The organism is Algoriphagus yeomjeoni (assembly GCF_003259505.1).
GTDB lineage: Bacteria > Bacteroidota > Bacteroidia > Cytophagales > Cyclobacteriaceae > Algoriphagus > Algoriphagus yeomjeoni.
In genome coordinates, this window is record NZ_QLLK01000018.1 from 1 (window position 1) to 22390 (window position 22390).

General features: G+C 39.8%; 21 protein-coding genes, 2 tRNA genes and 1 rRNA gene. 11 read left to right on the forward strand and 13 right to left on the reverse strand.

All coding sequences use genetic code 11. The annotated features are described in order from the left end of the window. The first annotated feature begins 4 nt into the window (after positions 1-4). A 5S ribosomal RNA gene (rrf, locus tag LV83_RS20045) occupies positions 5-116 on the forward strand. Between the two features lie 4 nt (positions 117-120). On the opposite strand, the gene LV83_RS21445 is transcribed toward rrf, so the two are convergent. The 4 genes from LV83_RS21445 to LV83_RS20060 form a co-directional block, all read right to left on the reverse strand. Further along, entirely contained in the window at positions 121-264 is a 144-nt protein-coding gene (locus tag LV83_RS21445; RefSeq protein ID WP_158530504.1) for a hypothetical protein, read from the reverse strand. A gap of 206 nt (positions 265-470) precedes the next feature. After that, positions 471-920, reverse strand: a complete 450-nt coding sequence (locus LV83_RS20050; protein WP_111613352.1) for a DinB family protein — start codon at positions 918-920, stop codon at positions 471-473. Between the two features lie 84 nt (positions 921-1004). Further along, positions 1005-3404, reverse strand: a complete 2400-nt coding sequence (locus LV83_RS20055; RefSeq protein ID WP_111613353.1) for a ribonucleoside-diphosphate reductase subunit alpha — start codon at positions 3402-3404, stop codon at positions 1005-1007. Positions 3405-3444: 40 nt separating this feature from the next. Further along, entirely contained in the window at positions 3445-4425 is a 981-nt protein-coding gene (locus LV83_RS20060) for a ribonucleotide-diphosphate reductase subunit beta (protein ID WP_111613354.1), read from the reverse strand. 580 nt (positions 4426-5005) lie between these two features. Between LV83_RS20060 and rplU the strand changes: the two genes are divergently transcribed. Next, the gene (gene rplU, locus LV83_RS20065; protein ID WP_111613355.1) at positions 5006-5317 is read left to right on the forward strand and encodes a 50S ribosomal protein L21; all 312 of its coding nucleotides are present in this window, start codon (positions 5006-5008) and stop codon (positions 5315-5317) included. Positions 5318-5351: 34 nt separating this feature from the next. Further along, complete coding sequence (gene rpmA, locus LV83_RS20070) at positions 5352-5612, forward strand: 50S ribosomal protein L27 (RefSeq protein ID WP_111613356.1); 261 nt, start codon at positions 5352-5354, stop codon at positions 5610-5612. Between the two features lie 319 nt (positions 5613-5931). Here the strand turns inward: rpmA and LV83_RS20075 are convergent, their stop codons facing one another. The 6 genes from LV83_RS20075 to lipB are packed head-to-tail and all read right to left on the reverse strand — an operon-like array spanning position 5932 to position 11660. After that, a complete protein-coding gene (locus LV83_RS20075) occupies positions 5932-6561 on the reverse strand; it encodes a rhomboid family intramembrane serine protease (RefSeq protein ID WP_111613357.1) in 630 nt (209 codons plus the stop codon). Continuing rightward, positions 6562-7560 (reverse strand): polyprenyl synthetase family protein, encoded by a 999-nt coding sequence (locus tag LV83_RS20080; RefSeq protein ID WP_111613358.1) that lies wholly within the window; start codon positions 7558-7560, stop codon positions 6562-6564. It abuts the gene before it with no gap. Then, positions 7523-9724, reverse strand: a complete 2202-nt coding sequence (rnr, locus tag LV83_RS20085; RefSeq protein WP_111613359.1) for a ribonuclease R — start codon at positions 9722-9724, stop codon at positions 7523-7525. The genes LV83_RS20080 and rnr overlap by 38 nt, the downstream gene beginning before the upstream one ends. Before the next feature lie 53 nt (positions 9725-9777). After that, a complete protein-coding gene (locus LV83_RS20090; protein ID WP_111613360.1) occupies positions 9778-10527 on the reverse strand; it encodes a 3'-5' exonuclease in 750 nt (249 codons plus the stop codon). A gap of 9 nt (positions 10528-10536) precedes the next feature. Then, positions 10537-10938: a hypothetical protein gene (locus tag LV83_RS20095; protein WP_111613361.1), complete on the reverse strand. Its 402-nt coding sequence runs from the start codon at positions 10936-10938 to the stop codon at positions 10537-10539. Further along, a complete protein-coding gene (gene lipB, locus LV83_RS20100; RefSeq protein WP_111613389.1) occupies positions 10935-11660 on the reverse strand; it encodes a lipoyl(octanoyl) transferase LipB in 726 nt (241 codons plus the stop codon). The genes LV83_RS20095 and lipB overlap by 4 nt, the downstream gene beginning before the upstream one ends. An 85-nt stretch (positions 11661-11745) precedes the next feature. Between lipB and LV83_RS20105 the strand changes: the two genes are divergently transcribed. Next, the gene (locus LV83_RS20105) at positions 11746-12102 is read left to right on the forward strand and encodes a YraN family protein (RefSeq protein ID WP_111613362.1); all 357 of its coding nucleotides are present in this window, start codon (positions 11746-11748) and stop codon (positions 12100-12102) included. 66 nt (positions 12103-12168) lie between these two features. Here LV83_RS20105 and LV83_RS20110 read toward each other — a convergent pair whose 3' ends face one another. Then, entirely contained in the window at positions 12169-13020 is an 852-nt protein-coding gene (locus LV83_RS20110) for a toxin-antitoxin system YwqK family antitoxin (protein ID WP_111613363.1), read from the reverse strand. A 134-nt stretch (positions 13021-13154) separates the two neighbouring features. Here LV83_RS20110 and LV83_RS20115 point away from each other — a divergent pair, with 134 nt between their 5' ends. Together LV83_RS20115 and LV83_RS20120 are read left to right on the forward strand one after the other, a co-directional pair. Beyond that, positions 13155-14357, forward strand: coding sequence for a pyridoxal phosphate-dependent aminotransferase (locus tag LV83_RS20115; RefSeq protein ID WP_111613390.1), 1203 nt, complete (start codon positions 13155-13157; stop codon positions 14355-14357). An 82-nt stretch (positions 14358-14439) separates the two neighbouring features. Further along, entirely contained in the window at positions 14440-15150 is a 711-nt protein-coding gene (locus LV83_RS20120) for a glycosyltransferase family 2 protein (RefSeq protein WP_111613364.1), read from the forward strand. A gap of 21 nt (positions 15151-15171) precedes the next feature. Here LV83_RS20120 and LV83_RS20125 read toward each other — a convergent pair whose 3' ends face one another. Then, positions 15172-15996: an FkbM family methyltransferase gene (locus LV83_RS20125; RefSeq protein WP_111613365.1), complete on the reverse strand. Its 825-nt coding sequence runs from the start codon at positions 15994-15996 to the stop codon at positions 15172-15174. A 201-nt stretch (positions 15997-16197) separates the two neighbouring features. Here LV83_RS20125 and LV83_RS20130 point away from each other — a divergent pair, with 201 nt between their 5' ends. The 5 genes from LV83_RS20130 to LV83_RS20150 all read left to right on the forward strand — a co-directional run bounded on the left by LV83_RS20130 (position 16198) and on the right by LV83_RS20150 (position 20193). Beyond that, on the forward strand, positions 16198-16902 hold the full coding sequence (locus tag LV83_RS20130) for a DUF616 domain-containing protein (protein ID WP_111613366.1): 705 nt from the start codon (positions 16198-16200) through the stop codon (positions 16900-16902). Positions 16903-17217: 315 nt separating this feature from the next. Then, the gene (locus tag LV83_RS20135) at positions 17218-18243 is read left to right on the forward strand and encodes a DUF4421 domain-containing protein (RefSeq protein WP_158530632.1); all 1026 of its coding nucleotides are present in this window, start codon (positions 17218-17220) and stop codon (positions 18241-18243) included. A gap of 66 nt (positions 18244-18309) precedes the next feature. Further along, a complete protein-coding gene (gene amaB, locus LV83_RS20140) occupies positions 18310-19854 on the forward strand; it encodes an L-piperidine-6-carboxylate dehydrogenase (RefSeq protein ID WP_111613368.1) in 1545 nt (514 codons plus the stop codon). 146 nt (positions 19855-20000) lie between these two features. Next, positions 20001-20075: transfer RNA gene (locus LV83_RS20145), tRNA-Val, on the forward strand. A 43-nt stretch (positions 20076-20118) separates the two neighbouring features. Continuing rightward, a tRNA-Val gene (locus LV83_RS20150) sits at positions 20119-20193 on the forward strand. 230 nt (positions 20194-20423) lie between these two features. On the opposite strand, the gene LV83_RS20155 is transcribed toward LV83_RS20150, so the two are convergent. Continuing rightward, positions 20424-22250, reverse strand: coding sequence for a TonB-dependent receptor plug domain-containing protein (locus tag LV83_RS20155; protein ID WP_111613369.1), 1827 nt, complete (start codon positions 22248-22250; stop codon positions 20424-20426). Positions 22251-22390: the final 140 nt, after the last annotated feature.

Consider the following 22390-nt stretch of genomic DNA (forward strand, 5'->3'; position numbering starts at 1 on the left):
CAATTTAGGCGGCCTAGCGCAGGGGTCCCACCTCTTCCCATCCCGAACAGAGAAGTTAAGCCCTGCAGCGCCGATGGTACTGGGGTTACACCCGGGAGAGTAGGTCGCCGCCTCATTTATTCAAAAGCCAGTCCCGATATCCTTCGGGACTGGCTTTTTTGCGTTACCCCCTGTTTTGGTAAGTGAATACAAAACCCGGAAGAACAGCCAACCATAGGAATCCAATGCAGCTTCATTTATCCTCAGCCCGATGGTTAATTCCATTGGGTTTTGGTTTTATATACTTTTTTGTATGCCAACTCATTCATTTATTAAGGTCAATACCTCATTTTTAAGGCAAAAGCCAGCTGTTAGAACTGGCTTTTAGTGGCTTAGACTTTAAGAAAAACTATTTATTATTGGGTAAAATAGAGGCTGATGATGTTTCTCAATTTGGTCAAAATTTAGGAGAAGGCTATTCATGCTTCAGGTTATTCCCAGATTCCGAACTGTTTGAAATGATGCTTAAAGTGCTTTGGGTGAAATATTTCCCACTCTTCATAAGTTAGAGAGCTGAACCTTGGGTGAACAGTTGTTGCATGAGGATCAAGTTCAAAGTAGGTATTATAAGCTTTTATGCTAGCTATGAGTTGTTGTTTCGCTTCATCTAGGTTGGAACTTCGTAGAGGCATTAAGTCACCAGCCTTCAAGCCAGGCGCTTTTATACCTATAGGAAATTCCATTGGACTTTCTAAAAGTGCTGTTTTCTGGAATTTTTGCTTTTCACTCAACTCAAACTCAGGAATCTTTAAACGGTTGTATGAAATCTTCACAGTGATGGTTAGGTGCTCAACCATATGCTGTGGTGTCATAATTCCAAATAAGGGTACTTTATCATTTTCTAATTTCTGTAACTTTTTGTCAATCTGGTTTGGGTCCATGTTTTAGTGTTTATTTGGCAATAAGTTATAAAAAAAGCGCTTGATCTCTCAAACGCTTTCTTGGTGATTCGTAAACTTTATATTTTAGCTTCCACACATTTCGCAGTTATCTGGGTCATCTAGAGAACATGCAATAGCATCTTGTTTTTGTGATTTTACTTCAACAATTTCTTGCTGAGCCTTTTCAACTTTAGGCTCAAAACCAGTTTTGTCAAGCGTGAATTTGATAGCACTTGTTGCTGCTTGGGATCTTAAGTAATACATACCTGTTTTCAATCCTTTCTTCCAAGCGTAGAAATGCATAGAAGTTAACTTACCAAAATTCGGATCCTGCATGAATACGTTCATACTTTGAGACTGACAGATATACGCTCCACGATCTGCAGACAAGTCAATGATGACCTTCTGGGAGATTTCCCAAACTGTTTTGTATATATCTTTTATGTGCTGTGGAATCCCAGGTAGGTTTTGTACCGAACCATTGGTGGAAATAAGGCGATTTCTCATGGTATCATCCCACAGACCTAATGCTATTAAGTCTTTCATCAAATGCTTATTAACAATAATGAACTCACCTGATAGGGTTCTTCTAGTGTAGATATTAGAAGTGTATGGCTCAAAGCACTCGTTGTTGCCTAAGATCTGAGAGGTAGAAGCAGTTGGCATCGGAGCCATCAACAGAGAGTTTCTCATGCCATACTTCTTTATCTTCTCTTTTACCTCAGCCCAGTTCCATCTTCCTGACTTTGGTTTTACTCCCCAAAGGTCGAATTGTAACTCACCTTTAGAAGCTGGAGAACCTTCATATGTTTCATAAGTTCCTTGAACTTTAGCTAACTCCATAGAGGTTTCAACTGCGGCAAAGTACATTGTCTCGAAGATATCCTCATTCAGACCTTTTGCTTCAGGAGATTCAAAAGGCATTCTGAGCATAATGAATGCATCAGCTAGACCTTGAATGCCCAATCCTATTGGACGATGACGGAAGTTTGATTTCCTAGCTTCTTCTACTGGGTAGTAGTTTACATCGATAACCTTATTTAGGTTTTTGGTAGCAACCTTAGTGATTTCGTAGAGTTTTTGATGATCAAAGAATAATTTCCCATCAGGACCTGAGGTTACAAACTTCGGTAGCGCTATTGATGCCAAGTTACATACTGCTACTTCGTCTGGTGCTGTATATTCAATAATCTCTGTACACAGGTTGGATGACTTGATCGTACCAAGATTCTTTTGGTTTGACTTACCATTTGCAGCATCTTTATAGAGCATGTACGGAGTACCAGTCTCGATTTGAGATTCCAATACTTCAAACCAAAGCTCTTGTGCTTTGATAGTTTCACGAGCTTTGCCTTCACGCTCATATTTTTCATAAAGTCTCTCGAATTCCTCTCCGTGACAATCAGAAAGTCCCGGTGCCTCATGAGGGCAAAACAATGACCACTCTAAGTTTTGCTCAACACGCTTCATAAATAGATCCGGGATCCAAAGTGCGTAGAACAAATCTCTAGCTCGCATTTCTTCTTTTCCATGATTTCTTTTTAACTCCAAGAAATCTTTGATATCAGCGTGCCAAGGCTCGAGGTAAATCGCAAAACTTCCTTTTCGTTTTCCTCCGCCTTGATCCACATAGCGGGCTGTCATATCGAAGTTTCTCAACATTGGCACAATACCATTGGAAACGCCGTTCGTGCCTTTGATATAGGATCCTTTCGCTCTTACGTGGTGGATGGAAAGTCCAATACCGCCAGCGGATTGAGAAATCTTAGCACATTGCTTTAAGGTATCATATATCCCATCAATGCTATCATCCTTCATAGTAAGCAAGAAACAAGAGGAAAGCTGAGGCTTAGGAGTACCAGCGTTGAAAAGGGTAGGAGTCGCATGAGTAAACCACCTCTCAGAAAGAAGGTTGTAAGTTTCAATTACTGATTCCATATCCTCTTTGTGGATCCCAACGGCCACTCTCATTAACATATGCTGAGGACGTTCAACAACTTTTCCATTCAAGCGAATCAAGTAACTTCTCTCCAAAGTCTTGAATCCAAAATAATCATACCCAAAATCCCTTTTGTAATCAATCGCTGAATCTAGTTTCGCAGCATTGTTCTTTATGATACCATATACCTCTGGATCCAACAAGGCTGCATTTTCGTCAGTCTTTGGATTCACGTGAGTATACAGTCTTTTCATTGTGTTTGAAAAAGACTGGCTAGTAGTTTTATGAAGATTGGAGATGGCAATTCTTGCTGCTAAGATTGCATAATCTGGATGCTTCACTGTCAGGGATGCACAAACTTCAGCAGCTAGATTGTCTAGCTCAGTAGTTGATACACCGTCATAAAGTCCATCGATTACCTTTTTGGCAACATCAATTGGCTGAATGAATTTTGAATCTAGCTCGTAGCAAAGGTTCTCAATTCTTGCCGTGATTTTATCGAATCGTACTGATTCGCGTCTTCCGTCTCTTTTTAATACTAGCATTTCTTTGGGATTTTTAGGTTGATGGAAAAGTTTGGATTAATTAGAAGTCCTCACCAATGGAGAATCTTGGTGAATCGTCTGACCCTTCAGTTGTTTTCATTACTCCTGCTTTTTGGTAGTCTCCCACTCTTTTCTCGAAGAAATTGGTTTTACCCTGAAGGGAGATCATATCCATGAAGTCAAAAGGATTTGTGCTATTCCATATTTTATCGCACTCTAGTTCATCAAGCAATCTATCTGCTACAAACTCTATGTATTGACACATCAGGTCTGAATTCATACCTATAAGTCTTACAGGTAGCGCATCAGTGACAAATTCTTTTTCGATCTCAACTGCATCTCTAATAATCTCTCTTACCGTCTCTTTTGGTAATTGATTATTCAAATGCTGTGTGTATAAATGACAAGCAAAGTCACAGTGTAGTCCTTCGTCTCTAGAAATTAGCTCGTTAGAAAAGGTAAGACCTGGCATCAATCCTCTTTTCTTAAGCCAGAAAATAGAACAAAAAGAACCAGAGAAGAAGATTCCTTCTACCGCAGCAAAAGCGATGAGTCTCTCTTGGAAGTTTCCATTATCTATCCATCTCAAAGCCCAGTCTGCCTTTTTCTTTACACAGTCAATATGTTCGATTGCATTAAGCAATTTGTCTCGCTCAGACGCATCTTTTATATAAGTATCGATAAGAAGACTGTATGTTTCAGAATGGATGTTTTCCATCGCGATCTGAAAACCGTAGAAAAACTTTGCTTCAGTATATTGAACCTCAGAAACAAAGTGCTCAGCTAGATTTTCATTTACAATTCCGTCACTTGCTGCGAAAAACGCAAGAACATGAGATATGAAGTGACGCTCACCATCATTCAATGCTTTCCAGTCAACCATATCCTGACCTAAGTCAATCTCTTCAGCTGTCCAAAAACTAGCTTCGGCTTTCTTGTAATACTGCCAAATATCGTTGTGTTGAATTGGGAATAAAACAAAGCGATTCTTATTCTCTTCTAATATTGGTTCGTACTGCATGCTACTTGGTTAGTTAATCGTAATGGAGTAATGCTTATATAATGGTATCCCAAAAGGATTTGGGATAAGAAAGGCTGCCTTTTTAGAACAGCCTTTGAGCAAATATGTGAATCAAAATCGGGAAATAAAACCTGTGAAGTTACTCTTTAAGGCCTTTTCTGAACGAAAGTCAAAAAGTATATAAAACATATAATATCAATTAGTTAGGCATATTCAAATATAGCTTTTGATTAATTGATTGGCTTGTTTTTAGGGGTTTGAAAAAAAATCAAATAATTTTGAAAAAGATTTTCAACCAAAATTCAAGACTGAAATTGAACTTTATTCAAGTATTTTGGATAAATAATTTTGCACTTCAATATTTTGATGATCAATATGTTGAGTAAAAATTACCGAAAATTTCCCCAATGATTTATCAATAAAATTGCCTTTTGTTTCGGAATTTTTAAGTTGGAATTATTTAAAAGATGACGAAATGCAAAGTTTGCCTTTAAAGCGGAAATAATATTTCTGAAGCCTGTTTTTTTGTTTCAATCAACTTTCCTATATTTGCACTCCGATTTCAAAAGAATCAAGAACTATGTACGCAATTGTAAACATCGCAGGAAAGCAGTTCAAAGTAACGAAAGATCAGTTTGTCTACGCTCCTAAGCTAGATTTAGAAACTGGCGCTTCCATCGACTTCGACCAGGTACTATTAGCTGAGGCTGATGGAACTGTGTCTGTAGGCGCTCCCCTTTTGGCTGGAGCAAAGGTATCTGGGAAGGTCCTAGATCATGTAAAAGGTGATAAAGTCATCGTCTTCAAAAAGAAGCGTCGTAAGGGCTACAAAAAGAAGAACGGTCACAGACAAGATTTCACCAAAGTTTTGATAGAAAGTATTACACTCTAAGTTTTCTTTTCGAAGACTATAAAAGAATAAAACCATGGCACATAAGAAAGGCGTCGGTAGTTCCAGAAACGGTAGAGACTCTCAATCTAAGAGATTGGGTGTTAAAAAATTTGGTGGCGAAGTAGTAATCGCCGGTAATATCATCGTAAGACAAAGAGGTACTAAGCATCACCCAGGTGAGAATGTAGGACTTGGTAAAGATCATACGTTGTTCGCAACATCTGATGGTGTAGTTACCTTCAGAAAGAAATTTGATGGCAGATCATACGTAAGCGTATTGCCAGCTGAAGCTTAACATAAGCAATCAACCAACACTAAAAGCTCCTTCATTCAAAGGAGCTTTTTTTGTGATTTTTTTTAGCCACAAAGCCCGAAATGAATTCGTAAAGAGTGCCTTCTGCCTTTGTGCCAATTGAGTAGATGATGAGATTTTAAAAAGTACAATACTTTCCAATAACATCGCATGTGTATTGGAAGGTTGCTTTAAAACTTAGGACTTGGAACAAAAGCGCTTAAGCATTGAAAAAGTAACTTAACTAACTCAAGGTATATTATCATAGAAAAGCCTGACTAATTATTAATTAGTCAGGCTTTTTATAGAGATTTTCATTTTATTAAAACGGTCTATAGCTCATTACCTCATCGATAAACGTCAAAGCACTGCTAGGGGAAACGATAAGAATAAACACAATTCCAAAGATCGCTCCATACAAATGCGCATCATGATTGATAGCATCATCTTGATTTTTGCCTTTGAAATACGAGTACATTAGAAATAATACACCCAATATAAATCCGGGTAAGCATAGAATCCCAAATAAACAAATATCCGAAAGTGGAAGGATGATAATACTTGCGAACACAGTGGCCGCTGTTCCCCCAGATGCACCAAGCGCTCTGTAGTAGCTGTTATCCTGATTTTTCAGATAGGTTGGGATGTCCGAATTAATAATACCCAAAAGATAGAACAGGACATAAATTGCTCCGCCAAAAGGAACCCCAAACTTGTATGCTAATATTTGTTCGACCACTCCACCAAAGAAGTAGAAGGTGAACATGTTGAAGAAAAGATGGATGTAGTCTTTGTGGATGAATCCGGAAGTTATAAATCTATCCCATTGACCGTTTCTCTTGATTTTATATGGAATGAACATACAGCGTTCCATAAAGGCTGCATTATTGATTCCATAGTAACTGCTTATTGCTGTGATAATAATCAGGACAACTGTAATTGATAACTCCATTTATTTTTCTCTGTGAATTAGGTCCTGTGTGATTTTTTTGAGTTCAAGAAAATAGTCTTCGTTTTTAAAATGTATAGCATCATACTGGGAAAATCCAGCCTTGAAATAAGAATTCATTTTGGCTTCAGCTATCACTTTGATGCCTAGCTTTTCATAAATTCCTTTTACAGCTTTTACTTTGTCTTCTTTATCAAAATCGGTTTGAGTGATCCAGTAGTTTAGTGCTTCTAAATCTTCACCTTCAGCCAATTCTAAAGCTTTGATCAGCAGGAATGTCTTCTTATTTGAAATGATATCACCACCAACCTGTTTTCCGAATTTTGCCTGATCTGCAAAGACATCTAATAGGTCATCTTTAAGCTGAAAGCCCACGCCTACATTTACACCAAAATCATAAAGTTTCTGAGCATCTTCTTTATCGGCTCCGGCGAGCAAAGCACCCAATTGCAGCGCAAAACCTAAGAGTACAGCTGTCTTTAAGCGGATCATATTCAGGTATTCCTCTTCCTGGACAGATTCCAAAGACTCAAAATTCATGTCGAACTGTTGTCCTTCGCATACTTCAGACGCTGTTTTGTTGAAGAGTCGTATGACTTCACCAAGCTTCTCTGCTTCAGTTGGCAAGAGTAAATCGTAGGCTTTGACTAGCATCACGTCCCCAGAAAGTATCGCGACGTTTTTGTTCCACTTTACATGCACAGCATCTTTTCCCCGTCTCAGCGGTGCATCGTCCATGATGTCGTCATGCATCAGGGTGAAATTGTGAAAAACTTCTACCGCTGCAGCCTGACTGAGGATTTCTTCTGGGTTGGATTTATAGATACCATAGGCCAATAAACTAAGCAAAGGACGGATTCTCTTTCCGTCCAAGCTTAAAATATAAGTAATGGGATCATAAAGTTCTTGGGGTGTTTTTCCTAACTCTAAAGCACTTGGGAGGTTCTGGATGAATGTTTCCAGCTTACCTAATAACTCGTGCGCGTGGTTTTTTCTTGTCATTATCGGCAAATTCCAAATCTATCGTTCTACGGTCAATATCGGTATTAACTACTCTGACCTTCACTTTGTCGCCCAAAGTGATCATTTTTTTTGTTTTCGAACCGACCAGTCTCATATTTTTCTGGTCAAAATCATAGTAATCGTCATCCATGTCTTGCACTCGAATCATGCCTTCACACTTGGTTTCTGTGATTTCCACAAACACCCCCCACTCGGTTACGCCTGCCACAATTCCTTCGTAATCTTTGTCTTCTGCAAGTGACATAAATTCTACTTGCTTGTATTTGATAGATGCTCTTTCTGCGTCTGCAGCTCTTTTTTCTCGCTCTGAGGAATGCACACATTTTTGTTCCCAGGCTTCAGCATCTGGGGACTTGCCATTTTCAAGATATAGCTCGAGTAACCTATGTACCATCATATCAGGATAACGACGGATAGGAGAGGTGAAGTGTGAGTAGTGGGCGAACGCCAAACCAAAGTGCCCTTTTGGCTCGGTGGTATATTTGGCTTTTGCCATGCTTCGGATCGCAAGTTGCTCCAGAACGTTCTGCTCAGGCTTACCTTGAATCTCCTCCATTAATTTGTTTAATGCAGTAGAGATAGTTCTTTCATTTTCGATTTCGAACTCATGTCCAAATCGCTTTGCAAAACCTGAGAATGTGTCCAAGCGCTCCATGTCCGGAGAATCGTGGGTACGATAGACAAAAGTGTCTTTTCCTTTATTCTTATTGAAAATGAACTCAGCCACATACTTGTTGGCAAGTAGCATGAATTCCTCGATAAGTTTATGGATATCCTTTCGCTCTTTGATCATTAGACCAAGTGGCGTGCCTTTTTCATCCAGCTTGAATTTGACTTCTACTGTTTCAAAGTTAACAGCACCCTGCTTGAATCTTCGTTGACGGATTTTCTTCGCCATCACATTTAGTAAGGTCAATTCTTCGAAATAATCGCCGGACTGCTTATCTATATTTTCCTGCGCGTCTTCATAAGCATACCTGCGATCAGAATGGATAACAGTTCTGCCAATCCAATGTTTCTTCACATTTGCTTCGTCATCCACTTCGAATACACAGGCAAAAGTCAGCTTGTCTTCATGCGGACGAAGTGAGCAAAGTCCATTACTCAATCGCTCAGGAAGCATCGGAATGGTTCTATCTACTAGGTAGACGGAAGTTGCTCTATTGTACGCTTCTTTTTCCAAAGCCGTTTTTGGTTGCACGTAGTGAGTTACATCTGCGATGTGAACTCCGATCTCGTGATTACCATTTTCTAACTTTCTATAAGAAATAGCATCATCAAAATCCTTCGCATCTGCTGGGTCAATCGTGAAAGTCAATACATCTCTGAAGTCTTTTCTCTTCTTGATCTCTTTTGCAGTTATTTTATCAGAAATAGCCTCAGCTTCTTTCTCCGGCTCCTCAGGATATTCGAATGGCAATCCGAATTCGGCCATGATGGAATGAATTTCTACTTCATGCTCTCCAGCTTTCCCGAGGACACGTGTCACTTCCCCAGTAGGGTTTTTGTCGCCTTCTCTCCATTCGGTTAGTTTGACTACTACTTTTTCTCCGTGCTGGGCTCCATTGAGTTCTCCTCTATGTACGAAGATGTCTTTGTGCATTTTCTTGAAATCAGGAACTACAAAAGCAAAACGTGGAGATATTTCTACACGCCCTACGAATTCATCCCGATTACTTTCTACCACCTCTAGTACTTTGCCTTCCACTCGACCGGTTTTACCCTTGAGCGGATAGACCATCACCCGGACTTTGTCCCCATCGAGCGCTTGCTTCGTGTCGGCTTCTTTGACCAAAATATCTCCATCGACTTTTTCTGGGTCAAGTGGGACAATGAATGCGAATCTTGGATTTACAAAGTCCACAATACCTTCAATAAATTCGGGATCTTGTGTGGATGAGTAATAATTTCTTGGGTTTCGAGAGACTGATCCAGCCTGTACCAACTTGCTAAGTACAGGTTCCACACCGCCTTTTGTAAGGGCATCTCTGATTTCAAGTTTCTTAATAATCTGCTTGGAGTTGAATTCTTCTCCAAAATGTGCATCTAAAAATTGAAGGATTCGACGGGCCAAGCTGGCAGCGTCTGTTTGTTTTCCTCCTTGATTTTTACTGTTGTTTTTTCTGTGTTGTTTTCTTCCCATGATTTGGGTTGTTGATTAGGGTTAAGGTAAAAAGATTTATGTCCCTGCAACCATTAATCTTTGTGATCTTTTTTTGAATTTTCTAAATGGATGATTTCTATTTCTAAGTCATCCGACTGCGGATGCATAGCCATGTATACACGAGCTGTGACTTCCACATCTCTCAGGCAATATTTTTTGATTTTTTCTACGTCTTTTTCCAGATGAAAAGTAGTGTTGACCTGACTCCCGTCAAGATCATCTTTTGAAGATGGAATTCCAAAAACTGAAGCTAGAAGCTCCAAGCGGGTGTAATGTTTATAGTCTCCAAACTTCCAAAGCTCCATCGTATCAAGATGACGAACTTCCCAAGGCTTTTTCCCTGAGATCTGCAAAGGCTCTGGCAAAGCTACTCCATTGATGAGCATTCTGCGGCAGAGGTATGGAAAATCAAATTCTTTACCATTATGGGCGCAAAGAATCCATTTTTTCTTCTCTAACAAAGCTTTAAACTCCAAAAGAAGTTCCCGTTCCTCTTCATGGGCATAACATTTCGATCTGAATGCCAGTTTTTTGTCTTTCTTTTTCCATTGGAAATAGCCTACGCCTACACAGACTACCTGTCCAAATTCAGCATGGATGCCTGCCCTATCAAAATATAAAGCGCCTGGATCGTGAAGATGTTCTGGAGATTGGATAAGCCGCTCTTTCTTTAGCCATTCATCTTGAATACGCTCTGGCAGTTCTTCAAATTTCTCAGTCAATGAGGCTGTTTCTATATCTAGAAAAAGAATGTCATTTAGTTGATCAAAAAAATCTGCCATAAGCTGTTATTATGAGTGGAGAACTCCTTCTAGCCCAATTTCGGGAATCATCTTGATGAATCCTGGATCGAAACTGCCTGAAGTAAAGATAAACTTTTTATCAAAAATCTGATCCATTATATAATAACTCACCCAAAACTCATTGTTCAAAACAAAAACCGAAGGATCAATTGCTTCAACTTTAGCTACAGCCTGCTCTCCAAGCTCATCGATTACGTGGCGAAGCGTGGAAGTCTTTTTCATTTCTCCATTTATCTCACCGTAGCCCTTAGAAGTGATCATCACATTCTTAAGTTCGATCAAATTCAAGTTGATGATATATACAGCCCATTCGGTTCCTGAAGCGGTTTCTTCTTTTGCTATCGCTAGCTTTACTCCAGTCACTGGACTGAAATCAATGTCTTTCTTCATATAAATTCTATACTCTCCATTTCAAATAAGTCGATCAAATGTTGCTTTACTCGAACTTTGACCTCTTGCATTTCTACTGTACGTCCCAATTCGAGGTGCAGTGATGTGACTGCTTTATCGTCGATTCCGCAGGGGATAATGTGACCAAAGTAACTTACATCAGAATTGACATTCAGTGCAAAACCATGCATGGTCACCCATCGACTTGATTTTACACCCATCGCACAGATTTTCCGCGGATTTTTCTGTTCCAAATGATCTATCCAAACACCCGTTAATCCTTCAATTCGCCCAGCTGGAACTCCATAATCTGCCAAAGTCAAAATGATTGCTTCTTCAAGAAAGCGCAAATACTTGTGAATATCAGTGAAGAAATTGTCAAGATCAAGAATCGGATACCCGACTAATTGCCCTGGCCCGTGATAGGTGATGTCACCACCACGATTGATTTTATAATACTGTGCATTATGATCTTTCAGCCCGTTTTCATCCAGAAGCAAGTTTTCTTCCTTTCCGCTTTTCCCCAACGTGTAAACATGAGGATGCTCGACAAAAAGTACATAATTTTTACTCGGGGATTGCTCGGCAAGAACCAAAGGACGATTGCTGATTTTTAGTGCAACAGTTTCCGCAAAGAGTTTTTCCTGATAGTCCCAGGCTTCTTGATAATCCAGCTGTCCGAGATCTCGGAATTCTACTTTTTTATTGATAATTTCATTCATTCGGCTAGTCCCGAGGGATTTACTTTTCAACTGAACTCAAAACGGGTTCGTTCATTGATTTTTCAAAATTAAACAAATATCCAAGATGGCTGAGCACAACGATTCCGGAAAACTCGCAGAGCAACAGGCGGCAGATTGGTTAGTAGGGAAAGGTTACGAATTACTAGATACAAATTATCGTTTTGGACACGCGGAAATCGATTTGATCTTAAAGCATCGTGGTCTTTTAATTTTTGTTGAAGTTAAATTCAGATCTGGTACTGGCTTTGGTTTTGCGGAGGAGTTTGTCGATTCGGTAAAGCGTAAACTGCTAATAAAAGCCGCAGATCATTACATTTTTGAAAATGATTGGCATAAGGATATCCGCTTTGATATCATAGGCGTTTACAAAGACCGGGCTGGAAAAATCAATTTTAGGCATTTTGAAGATGCTTTTTACTAAACGGCACCCCAGTTAAATTTTAAGAAATCAAGAAGTCAACCATGACCTAGATCGGCAGACTAAGATTCAATTATCTTTTCGATACACTAAATTTCCGTCCTTATCCCATTCAGCACGAATGTAAGGGCGGAAATTTTTTGTATAAGCAGTTTCCTGATATTGGATTTCCCGCTTTCGAATCGCTTTTGTGTTGTTCGTGTCCCAGTACTCTGTCCAAAGACCTACTTTTTCGCCATATTGATATTCTCCAGTGACGGCCACCTGTTTGTCTTCATAGAAGTAAAAGTAGTTTCCTTCCTCCAACCCGTATTGAACAGGAATTATTTCTTGAATGGTCTTTGAAGATTGATCGAAGTATCGAGTTCTTGATTCCCGAGGCCAGCCAGCCTCAAAGTGATTTTTATCCTGAAGCACATTGTTAGCATCGAAGAGCATCCAAGTTTTGTGTTTAGTGCCGTAGTAAAACATGCCGCTTTCTACCACTTCCTCATTGATCACCCGCTCATAAGGTCCATGAAGTAGGTAGCCATTGCCAGCTACATAGTCTTTGGTTTTTATACTTTTTTCCTGTGGATCGAACCAATATACATCTCGGATATAAGGATCAGGACGTCTATCTGCGTCTGTGTAATTGAAGTGCTCAAAAATCTGCTGTCCACGAATTTCTTGACGAGTGTAACCCTTTCTGGTTTTGATACCAAACCACTCATTCTTGCGTGCTTTCTTCTTTTTCTCCTTCTTTTCTTCCTTCTCTTTTGAGTCGTCAAAAAGTAGCAAAGGCATAGTTGTTGGTAGCAACCTAGAGTTTACCACACCACTGGAATCAGGATCTGATTTGGTTTTTTCCTCTTCGTTTTGGGCAAAAGAAACCTTGCTGATAAATAGCAAGAAAATAAAACTGATATAATATCTACTCATGTATTAGAAAAACGCAATATCCTTCGGAGTATTTTGTTCAAAAGTAACATTTCGAGATCAAAACCCATCGATTGTTTAGATTTTATAATCTTCTCTCTACTTTTGTGGAATTTGTAAAAAAAATCTCTCAAACAATGAACTCTATTTTATCAGACCGGATAATCAATATGGAAGAATCAGCCACTCTTGCGATGGCAAAAAAAGCAAGGGAGCTGAAAGCACAAGGAGTTGACATCATCAGCCTTAGTTTAGGTGAGCCCGACTTCAAGACACCAAAGCATATCCAAGAGGCTGCAAAAGATGCAATCGACGAAGGAAAGTACTTTTCATATCCACCCGTAGCGGGTTATCAGGATTTGAGAGAAGCTATCGCAAAGAAGCTTCGCGAAGAAAATGAAATCACTGAAGCTAAAGCAGAGAATGTAGTAGTCTCTACCGGAGCAAAGCATTCCATCGCGAATGTATTCATGTGTATGGTCAACGAAGGAGACGAGGTAGTAATCTTCTCTCCATACTGGGTGAGCTATGCCGAGATCATCAAGTTGGCTGGCGGAGTTCCTGTATTGATCGAAGGTACTTTGGAAAACAACTTCAAAGCCACTGCTGCTCAGCTAGAAGCTGCGATCACTCCTAAAACTAAGGGTGTGATCTTCTCATCTCCATGTAACCCTACGGGATCGGTATTTAGCAAAGAAGAACTGGAAGCAATTGCTGCTGTAGTTTTGAAGCATGAAAATATCATGGTGATCGCTGATGAGATTTATGAGAAGATCAACTTTGCAGGAAGAAATTACAGCATCGCATCCTTCCCTGGAATGTTTGAAAGAACCATCACTGTCAATGGATTTTCTAAAGGATATGCGATGACAGGCTGGAGAGTTGGTTATATCTGCGCGCCAGTTTGGATGGCAAAATCTGTAGAGAAAATACAAGGTCAGTTTACTTCTGGCGGAACGGGAATTGCTCAAAGAGCTGCCTTGGCGGGTATCGCTGGTGATCAAACGCCAACAACCGAAATGGCTGATGCTTATCTTAGAAGAAGAGGTTTAGTACTGGATTTACTTCGTGCTATTCCTGGTATCAAAACTCATGTTCCTGAAGGAGCATTTTATTTCTTCCCAGATGTGACAGCTTTCTTTGGCAAGTCAGCCAAAGGACATAATATAAAAGACGCAGATGATCTTTGTCTTTACCTTTTGGCAGAAGCACACGTGTCTTTGGTGACTGGGGCTGCTTTCGGAGCTCCTGATTGTATCAGACTGTCTTATGCAGCTTCTGATGAGGAGCTAGTAGATGCTTTAGGTAGGATGAAAAAAGCACTAGCTGAATTAGCTTAAAAATATCAATACTTAACCCCGGCAATAGTCGGGGTTATTTTTTGCCTCAGTAGAAAGGTCTATTTTTGGGAAAATTTACCCTATGGCTGACGTTATTGTAATCACTCCTGTTAAGAATTCTCTTGAAACTACCTTGGATACAGCAAGAGCAATTGCAGGATCCACCGTGCCTGTGAGGCATGTTATTTTTAATGACTTCAGTACTGCAGAGACCAAGACAGGTCTGGAAGAAAACCAAGCTGAGATTGGTTATGAGTTGATTCACTTGGAGGACCTAACCGATCATCCTTCACCAAACTATAAACTGGTGCTACAAACCGCTCAGAAAATGGCAAATGGGTCTGATTTGCCCCTTTTGGTTATTGAGTCTGATGTGGTCGTCAGGTCAACTACTATTGAGGATTTGCTAAAATTTCAAAAATCATCGGTAAAGTCAGGTTTGGTGGGATCTGTGACAGTCGATGAAAAAGACGTGGTGAATTTTCCTTATTTAAAATTCAAAGGAGTGAATGAATCAGTGATCGATACGTCCAGAAGTTTAAGTTTTTGCTGCACACTTTTCTCTACAGATTTATTGAAGGCCTACGATTTTTTGGGTTTGGATGAAGCAAAAGATTGGTACGATACCTTTATTTCAAAGAAATCAATTGAACTTGGTTTTAAGAATCATGTGCTCATGAATGCTCCGGTTTGGCACAGACCACATGCAAGCAGGCCTTGGAAGCAATTGAAATATAGCAATCCACTGAAATACTATTTTCTGAAGTTCTGGAAGGGGATGGATAAGATTTGATCGTCTTCACCTAAAGTGATTTTATTGAAAAAAATGCTCGAATTGAGTTAACTCTTTTTTTACAGCCAAGGTATCTCTGCCAAATTCCTTGAGGTTGTAATTCTCAGACCGAAGTAGTTGATAGCATTCCTCCAGATCCTGCGGGTTGAGGTTTTCGTTTTCGAAAATTATAGCATTCGGTTTGGTTTTTGGCACATCAAACATCTTCACGACTTCAAGGTCAAAGCCTTCTGCATCTATTTGGAGAAGGTCAATTTGGTGAATTGAGTAGGTTTTGATAAGTGTTTCAGGACTTATTACCTTGACTTCTTCAGACGTAATCTGTTGATCAGGGTCGCTAGGGATTTCTAATCCATTCTTCTCACAGTTTTTCTGTACTATCCCCTCGTCAAAAAGGCTTTTTATTTTTTCTTCTGAAAAGGAAGCCAGTCCAGTTGCCCATCTCATAGTGCTAAACCCAATTTTGTAAAGTTTTTGAGAGCCATCTTCATAGCCAATTGCAGCACACAACGGAGTTAATCCGGGATGATTTTTGTAAATCTTACTTAGAGATTCTCTGAATACATCAGGTTGCGGTTCTAGCAGCACTCCTTTCCATCTATCTCTTTTGATGAATTTATGAATTGGGTCATGTGTGATTCCATCATTTGCGCCGATCTGAATTACATGAAAATCACCTTTTTTGGATAAGGAGTATTGAGAAATAAAATCAGGTAAACTACCTTTTTTTGGAGCGTAGAGATATCGATAGAAAAACAGAAAAATATAATTGTCAGATGCGCTGAGGTTGAATCGAAGGTTTTTCCAAAATTTTTTGAATCCAGATTTAATTTGGAAGTTTGCCATTAGCTTAAGTGGAATTGTTTGGGGTTGTTTAGGTCGTTCTTCTGGTTCAAAGAGCCTGAAGCCGAATTTAAAAGTACTTATTTATGTAAGTTAAAATTCAGGGATTTTGAAATATTGTAAATAATTTGCCGATAAGAGTATTGATAAAACTGCTTTTCTAGGCCAGCTTATTTAAGAATTCACCTTATTTACTTCTATTTAATGAATCCGATTTTAATCTATACCATAGTCACCAATAACTATGATAAGGTGAGGCCAGCGCGAATTTTTCCTGGCTTTGATTATTGGCTGTTTACGGATGATCCTCATTTCAAAGTTGATGGCTGGGAGACAAAGGTAGTTCCCAAAAGTCCTAATCCGATTAAGCAGCAACGGCAGATAAAAATTAACAGCTGTGTTTATACCAAAGGGTATGATATCTCCATCTATATAGACGGGAATATGGAGATTATCAGAGATCCAGCCGATTTGTTGAAAAATCACTTTCATGGTGGATTATTGACAACGGTGCATCCCAAGCGAGCTACCTTGTGGGCTGAAGGGATGGAAGTGATTCGGAAGAAAAAAGATTTGGAGGAAAACGTAAATTCCACTTTGGAATTTGCCAAGCTAAATGGCTTCAAGGATGATTTGGGTCTGTTTGAGACTGGAGTGATGGTTAGGGATAAATCAAAGGATGTAGAAAAGCTGGAACAAAAGTGGTCAGAGCTACTTAAAGATTATTCGCATCGAGATCAACTGATTCTGCCCATCGCTTTGCATCTAACAGGCGTGTCTATCCATTCAATTCCTCGAAAAATAACCTTCTCTTATGTCAAATTTAATCGAGGACATCGCGTTTCATTGAAGTTTAGAAAGAGTGGGCAAGGATGGTTTTCTAGTTTGATTTCCCGATTGAAACGTTAATATATGCCATGGTTGAAATGAAAACATCCTTTTTTCTATTTGTAGGAGGGTGATCTAGATAGATCGATTTGTTGTAAGTTTATTTCGGTTTGTTCCAAAAAAACCAAACAATAATTTGTTTAATTAACTGAAGTTCATAACTTTAATCTGGTGATTAAACAACTTTTCAATAGAATTAGACTTTTTCAAACTCGGATTGTAACATTAATCCATTTTTCTATCTCGACCTGTTTCAGAGAAAATCCGAACCACGGTTCGGATTTTTTTTTGAGAATTTTTTAGTGAACTTTCGGCTTACGAATGCCCTCACCAACAATGATCCGATTAAAGATTTTACTAATCTTTCCTTTACTACTGTTCAGCGCTCAATCTATTGCTCAGAATTCTAAGTTTCAATACGATTCCAGCTACGTGGAAAGCTCAAAAGACATTTTGGCCTCCAGACTTTTTTTTAGTAGAAAATACACCAGACTGGTAGCAAGAAATCCAGAGTCCAACGAGAAATATATGCTAGTGCCGAATTCGGGACTGAAGATGGGGCTAGGCTTTACTTATCAGGATCTTACGATTAATGTGTCCTTTCCCGTTAACTTTTTGTATCCTGATAAAATTGGCGATTGGAATGGTAATTTGGACTTGCAGTCACATATCTATGCACCTAGGGTCATAGTGGATTTCTTTGGGCAGTTTTATAATGGCTATAAGATAAATGCTGAAGATCGTCCAAATTCTGACGAAGATTACCTGAGAAAAGACTTACGTCAAATTTCTTTGGGACTAAACATGAATTATTTGTTTTTTGGTGATAAACTTTCCATAGCTGCTGCCTGGAACCAGTCTTCCGTCCAAAAAAAATCTGCATATTCTCCTTTTGTGGGCTTTGAGGGATATGGTGGGAACATGAAAGGAGACTCACTGCTATTGCCGCTTAGTCCACAGACTGAATTGATTAACTTTGATAGGGCGAGTTATTTTATGGCGGGACCTAATGCAGGGATGGCAGGGACTCTGGTGTTTTGGAGAAATTTTTATTTAACGGGTGTAGCCGCTGTAAATCTAAGCGGTGGGTATACCAAGTGGAATAATGTGGAAGAGCAGAAGAAATGGGGAGTTGCTCCAACCTATTATGTCCGAGGATTTTTCGGATATACCGGCCCCAGATTTGGGATCACTACAAGCTATATTTATAAGAATCTAAACCTGATCAAAGGAGGTCCTTATGATCAAGCTGTAAACACAGGCGATTTTAGAATTAATTTTATATATAAAATCTACGCTGGAAAGAATTTTAAGAAGAAATTCAATACGGTGAATCCAGTGCGTATTATAAGTAAAGATTAAATCAAAGCCCATCTGTCTATTCAAATAGGTGGACTGGGTTTTAAATGAATTAAAACCTCAATTACAATGGAAAATCAATTCGGAATTCAAAATTCTTTGAATCGACTCGGACTTAAATCAGAAAACTTAGGCACATCTACTGGCGTCAACTGGATTGATTCTGGAGAATCATCCTTTTCTTCTTTTTCGCCGGCGGACGCTACTTTGATCGGAAAAGTGCAGCCAACAAACAAGAAAGCCTATGAGGAAGTAATAGCTCAAGCTCAAGTTGCCTTTGAAAGTTGGAGACAAGTTCCTGCCCCTCAACGAGGGGAAATAGTACGGGAAATTGGCAATGCACTTCGTGAAAAGAAGGCGGATCTAGGTAAGCTTGTTTCCTACGAAATGGGGAAATCCTATCAGGAAGGACTAGGAGAGGTGCAGGAGATGATTGATATCTGTGATTTCGCTGTGGGGCTTTCGCGCCAACTTTATGGTTTGACTATGCATTCTGAGCGCCCAGGGCATAGGATGTACGAGCAATGGCACTCACTTGGTATAGTAGGAGTAATTTCTGCTTTTAATTTTCCAGTTGCCGTTTGGTCTTGGAACGCTGCTTTAGCTTGGGTTTGTGGTGATGTTTGTGTGTGGAAACCTTCTGAAAAAGCACCACTTTCAGGGATTGCCTGTCAATTTATCGCAAGTGAGATTTTTGCCAAACATGGGATGCCTGAAGGCATTTGCTCAATAGTCAACGGGGATTACAAAGTGGGAGAGTTGATGTCAAATGATTCGAGGATACCATTGATTTCAGCTACAGGTTCTACCCGGATGGGCAAATTAGTAGCAGAATCAGTCGGAAGAAGATTAGGTAGGTCATTATTGGAACTTGGTGGAAACAATGCAATTATCATTACCGAAAATGCAGATATGGATATGGCGATTCGTGGTGCTTTGTTTGGAGCTGTAGGAACTGCGGGACAGCGATGCACGAGTACTCGTCGATTAATTATCCATGAGAATGTCTATGAGGAGGTCAAATCAAGATTATCCACTGCATATACCAAACTCGTGATAGGAAATCCTTTGGATGAAAAGAACCACGTAGGTCCAGTGATCGATAAAGATGCGGTGAATATGTATCTGGCGGCCATAGAAAAAGTAAAGAAAGAAGGAGGGAAGGAAGTGGTTGAAGGTGGAGTGCTAGATGGTGAGGGATATGAGTCTGGATGCTATGTGAAACCAGCTATCTATGAAGCAGAAAATCACTTTGAGATTGTACAGTATGAAACCTTCGCTCCGATTTTGTATCTGATGAAGTACAGCACGATAGAAGAAGCGATTGCAATGCAAAATGGTGTGCCTCAAGGCTTGTCTTCAGCCATAATGACTACCAATATGCGTGAAGCAGAAGCTTTCCTTTCCGTGGCTGGATCTGACTGCGGAATTGCGAATGTGAATATCGGTACTTCAGGAGCAGAAATTGGCGGTGCTTTTGGTGGTGAAAAAGAAACCGGTGGAGGTAGAGAGTCAGGTTCGGATGCCTGGAAGGCTTATATGCGTCGCCAAACAAATACCATCAATTACTCATCTACGCTGCCGCTGGCGCAAGGGATTAAGTTTGATATTTAGGCTGTGACATTTTCCTTTAGAAAATATTTTATAAATATTCTTTCTCATTTTCAATAGTTTAGGCTCGATACTTCAAAATGTATTTGCTTAAGAGGAAATAGAAATTACCTTTGCATTCCCTTACGAACGGAAAGGGATACAAAGATGGGAGTTTAGCTCAGTTGGTTCAGAGCATCTGCCTTACAAGCAGAGGGTCGGGGGTTCGAATCCCTCAACTCCCACATCTTATTCTAATAACTCAACAGTGAGTTAAAATTATTTCTTGGGAGTTTAGCTCAGTTGGTTCAGAGCATCTGCCTTACAAGCAGAGGGTCGGGGGTTCGAATCCCTCAACTCCCACATAAGCCTTAGAATAATTTCTAAGGCTTTTTTTATGTCGAATTGCCTGTTAATTTACTTTTTTGGCAAGAAAAATAGGCTGCTTCAATTATGAAACAGCCTACATTTGCTTAGCAAATAAAGGATCTAGAACCTCCTAGGGTCATGCCAAATTTTAGATAAGGCTACACTGGTCATCCGTCACCGGTCTTCAAGCCAGTATGTGCATCGTCCTACAAATTTATTTTCTACTACTCAAAATTCAACATAAACCCCGCTCGAAACCACCTTCCTGGCATCTGCACAGTTCCTGCTTCCACATAGTCTTCATTTGTAATATTAGAGGCCTCCGTGAAAACTCCAATTTTGCCCGTTCGGTTGTAATCCACCCGCATATCCAACAGGAAATAAGGATCTTGATTCATTCGCTCCACATATCTCATTTTGGTGTTCCACTCTAATTTCTGACCAATCCCAACAAGCACTCCACCAATTGCCTGGTTATTCAAAGCTGTCAACGCATATCGTGTTTCTATACCTGGTTGATTGATCAGGTCGGCGTTGATGTAGTTATAGGAAAGATTAAGTTCTTTTACTTGAACTACCTGACCATTCGGGCTAACTCTATAATTCAAAGAAGCTTCAATGCCGTTGAATTTTACTTCGCTGAAATTCTGTGGCTGCCAAGGAGTATCAGCATCAGGTCGGGTCCACTCGATTAGATTATCGGTACTTCTACTGAAATAAACCAGTTCAGCGAAAAGCCCAGATTTAGACCATTTAACTCCAATTTCAAAGTTTTGAGCTTGCTCTGGCTGAAGTTGATCATTTCCGATATTGGTTGGGCCTACATAGTATAAGTCATTGTAGGTAGGTATGCGGTAGCTGATTCCATAGCCTGAGTAAAGTCTCAAGTCAGTTGTCGCTTGAAAGCCAAATTCTGCTCCAGGGAAGTGCTTCCAGCCATATTCAGAATAGTAGTTAGAATAAACTCCGGCACGCAAATCTGCTTTTGAACCTAGGTTCACCAGTTGCTCTAGAAATATCCCTGTCAACACACGGGCACGGTTTCCAAGGTTTGTGCTTTCGATTGCTTCTTTTCTAGTTTCTAAGCCAAACCCTGTGGTACCAAGTTTAGTATCAAATTTTCCGTTTGCCTCCAAAGCAAAAACATCCGTGGTATGGAAGTTTTGGTAGAAAGAAGGCTCATTCCTTCTAAGAACGTATTCGTCAGTATTTCTTCTGAAATATGCTCTTGTGTTGAGGTAAAAATTGTTTTGTGTCAGTGTATGACTCAAAGAAGCGAGGGTGGTCTGTACACTTTCCCACTGGTCAGGAAAGGAACTGGAGTAAAAACCATTTGCGCCAAAACTCCTGTCCGTATAAGCAACCATGCCTTTCAGCTCGTTTTTCTCATTCATGTTAAGTCCACCTTCGTAGAATATATTACTCACTTGGTAGTCGGAGTTATACCAATGTCCATTTGAATCATCGTAGGAAATTGCCAAGTTTTGCTTGTAGTTTCCAATTGGAAGTGAGCCTGCAAAGTTGATACCTTTCATACCGAAATCACCAGCATAGCCCTGAACTCTGGCGTAGCTTTTATCACTTAGTTCGGTGATTACATTGATTGCTCCAGCATAGGCATTTTGCCCAAAAACCCGTGATGCAGGGCCTTTCAAAACTTCTACTCTGTCAATATTGACTAAAGGAACTGGTATGTTCATCATGTGATGACCAGTTTGCGGATCGCTGAGTTTGATGCCGTTCAGAAGCATAAGAGTTTGCTCGAAAGAGCCACCACGAATACTTACATCAGACTGTACGCCAGTTACTCCTCGTTGCCGAATATCCACACCAGGTACAAAGGATAATACCTCTGCTAAACTCCTCGCCGGAGTTGTTTCAAGCTGTAGTTTACTTACTAAAGAGATATTTCTACTCTGTTTGGAAAAAGGGATCTGGATTCTATTTTCCTGAATCAAAACTTCACCTAAATCCTGGGTTGTCGTGTCAGTTTGGGCAAATGCAGCTGCTGAAAATGCCAAGAAAGATATTAGTAAACCTAATTTTTGCATGGGTTGATCGTAATTAGTAGCTCAAAAGTGGAATGAAAATATGCTTTTTCCAATAATGAGATATATCTAAAAATTCGTTAAAGCAGTGGTACTGGTATAAAATATCCTAGAGCTTAACCTAGCAATTCTTACTTTTAGGG